Below are 3,118 nucleotides of genomic sequence, written 5' to 3' on the forward strand. Positions count from 1 at the left end.
GTTTCTTCCTACCGAACATACAGCTTAAACAAACGTTTATTTAAAAAAATAAGAAGCCTCTTTTGCAGGCTCCTTCATCATCTATTCAAATAATCTGCAATTGTTTGAAATACTACGATATACATATTATGAATACTTTCTTCTGTGTTTCCACCATTTGATAAACCAATTGCCCATTGTTGCCCTTCACCACTTCCGATATTCGCAAAACCTTGCGTATACATCGCATTTACATCTTTTCGTGCACTGTTATACTCTATCCCTTTTGTAATAAAAATTGAATATAATTTATCTTGTAAACCGATAAAAAATACTGGTTTCTTTAGCGATGAAAATACATTTTTATACTGCTCTGTTGAGGCTTCTTGAAAGTGATCTTTCATTATTAGAAAACCATCCACTTCCTTAGATTTCTTTTCCAGTGCCTCTAACTTCATTTCCTCAAACTTTACATTCCTAAACGTATCTTTCGGCTTTTCTCCAACAACTCCAATTACGAGTGCTCTTCCGTTATATTCTAATTTCTCTCCTTCTTTATCCTTTGCACACCCAGCACCGACTAGGCATATCAATATAAAAAATAAGAAATACGATAAACGCTTCATTTAGCACCCTCCCCCTTCTTTTTAGTCAAGTGACAAAAACGTAAGGTTAATTCAAGAAAATGTAAGTAAAATCGATAGCCCAATTCACGTTTCTATATTATAATCAATTGAATTTACTTACATTACTAAACATAGGAGATCAACATGAAGAAATTTAAACTTTCATCTTTTCTTCCGTTAAGTTATATACTTCTACTCGTACTCGTAAGTCCCCTTTACGACGTATTAAATAAATCGACTGTTCACGCAGTAGACGTTACAACTGTAGTAGATGATTGGATTCCATTTGTAAAAGCATTTATTATTCCTTATTTACTTTGGTTTCCATACTTATACGGCGCACTTATTTATTACTGCTTCGCTGACCGAAAGCAATATTATGTCACTTTAAGTAGTGTTATTTTTGGAAAGCTTGCTTGTTTTTCTATTTATTATTTTTGGCAAACAACTGTACCGCGTCCGACTGTCGTTGGAACAGATGTATTTTCTGAACTAGTTCGCTATATTTATAGTATCGATCAACCGGTAAACTGTTTCCCTAGCATTCACGTTCTTACTACATTTGTAATTATGTTAGCTGCCTTTAAGCGTAGAGAACAACATGCTTTTGAATATTACATCCTTACTTTCTTCGGTACACTTATTATTTTATCAACGCTATTTACGAAGCAGCATGCCTTTTTAGATGCCGTTTCTGGAATGACACTTGCAAGCATACTATACTTCGGCGTTCAGCTCTTATTAGCAAAAGAACCAATAAAAGTTCCAGTAAAACAAAATCATAAAATGTAACATAAAAAAGCAGACTGTGGCTCAGTCTGCTTTTATCTATTATTAAGGAGATTTTCAATTTAAGATTGCGGTACAGTCATATCACCAGAGTGAATACGACCTGCTTTTTTAAGAGCAATGTAAAGTATATAAGAAACAGCTACTGGAATGATGATATAAGTGATTACCATCGCTGGGACAACTTCCCATCCTTCGCTAGAAATTAAATTAATTGGTGCGATAAGAGAACTTAATCCAAGACCTGCAATTTCCTTTCCTGCTTCCAGTTGGAAAATTAATGCGGATACTGGACCAACTATAGCACTGGCGACGACAGTTGGGACGAGAATCATTGGATTTTTAGTGATATTTGGTAACTGTACTTTCGGAGTACAAAGTGCTTGAGCTAATATGCCACCTAAATTGTTTTCTTTCGCTGAGATAACAGAGAATCCGATAAACTGAGCAACGCAGCCTGCAAGAGCAGCACCACCTGCAACACCGTCTAAGCTAAGTGCGATCGCTAACGCAGCTGATGAAGCTGGAGAGATAAGTAATAATCCCCAAACTACTGCAATGACGATAGAAGCGATAAACGGGCTACCAGCTGAGCTATCTTTAATAAATGCTCCAACTGTATTTAAAACAGGAGTAATATTATGAGATAACCAAATACCTACTAAACCAGAACCTAATATTGCCGCAAATGGAACGAGCATCATATCTAACGCAGTTTTTCCGCTTAAACGTTTACCAATATATACAGCTAAAGTTGCTGTTAATAAAGCACCGATTGGCTCACCTGTTTTAATAATTAGACCTGCTTCAGTAATTGAAATGGATCCGGCACCAATTGCTCCAGCCACCATAGCCGAGAAGATTACAAGGCCATTTGCACCGAGCATAAAAGCAATTCCGGCACCAATTGCTGGTGCCATAAGTGATTTTGCAACAACTCCGATTGTAATAAGTAATGGTATATCAACAATTCTTCCTATATTTTCGATCAGTAAACCAATTCCGAGGGATACGAAAATACCTTGTGCGATTCCAGCAGATGCTTTAAATACACGAGACATTATATATTCCTTCATTTGTTTCACCTTCTTCTATAAGTTAGTAACCAATTGTTTTCATATAATCACGTAAAATATCGTTTGATTTTGCGAATCGAGATTCTTCATCCTCTGTTAAATTGAGTTCTACAACTTCTCTTATACCGTCTCTAGTAATAATAGCTGGTACTCCTGTACAAATATCATATTCACCATACTCACCATCTAAAATGGCTGATACAGCAATGACACGGTGATCATCATTAAAGATTGAGCTTGCAATATATGCTAGAGAATTTCCGATTCCGTAATAAGTAGTTCCTTTACGTTTATAAATTTCCCATCCGGCTTTTGCAGTCTTCTCAACGATTTCATCTAAATCTATTTCACCAAATCGTTCTTTTTGTTCTTCTAAAATTTGCAGAATTGGCTTTCCACCAACAGTTACGTGAGACCAAGCAACCATTTGAGAATCACCATGTTCTCCTAATGAATACCCATGAATACTACGAGGGTCTACATGTAGCATTTCAGATAAAATTGTTCTTAAGCGAGAAGAATCTAGTGATGTACCAGTACCGATTACGCGATTTCTAGGTAATCCAGATAATTTCCAAACTTGATATGTAATAATATCAACTGGGTTCGATGCAAGTAAGAAAATACCATCAAATCCACTTTCCATTA

The 3,118-nt window shown here is 36.0% G+C and carries 4 protein-coding genes; 1 reads left to right on the forward strand and 3 read right to left on the reverse strand.

Going from position 1 to position 3,118, the window contains the following annotated elements; all coding sequences use genetic code 11:
* Nucleotides 1-77: 77 nt before the first annotated feature.
* Nucleotides 78-605: a hypothetical protein gene (locus MR160_RS33200; RefSeq protein ID WP_000826875.1), complete on the reverse strand. Its 528-nt coding sequence runs from the start codon at nt 603-605 to the stop codon at nt 78-80.
* A 144-nt stretch (nt 606-749) separates the two neighbouring features.
* On the opposite strand from MR160_RS33200, the gene MR160_RS33205 reads away from it, so the two are divergent.
* A complete protein-coding gene (locus MR160_RS33205) occupies nt 750-1,397 on the forward strand; it encodes a phosphatase PAP2 family protein (RefSeq protein WP_000713769.1) in 648 nt (215 codons plus the stop codon).
* Nucleotides 1,398-1,456: 59 nt separating this feature from the next.
* On the opposite strand, the gene MR160_RS33210 is transcribed toward MR160_RS33205, so the two are convergent.
* Together MR160_RS33210 and MR160_RS33215 are read right to left on the reverse strand one after the other, a co-directional pair.
* Nucleotides 1,457-2,470 (reverse strand): PTS sugar transporter subunit IIC, encoded by a 1,014-nt coding sequence (locus MR160_RS33210; protein ID WP_000666176.1) that lies wholly within the window; start codon nt 2,468-2,470, stop codon nt 1,457-1,459.
* A gap of 22 nt (nt 2,471-2,492) precedes the next feature.
* On the reverse strand, nt 2,493-3,118 hold a 626-nt coding region (locus tag MR160_RS33215; RefSeq protein ID WP_242299174.1), incomplete at its 5' end, for an L-lactate dehydrogenase.

The organism is Bacillus cereus group sp. BfR-BA-01382 (assembly GCF_022663475.1).
Lineage (GTDB): Bacteria > Bacillota > Bacilli > Bacillales > Bacillaceae_G > Bacillus_A > Bacillus_A thuringiensis_S.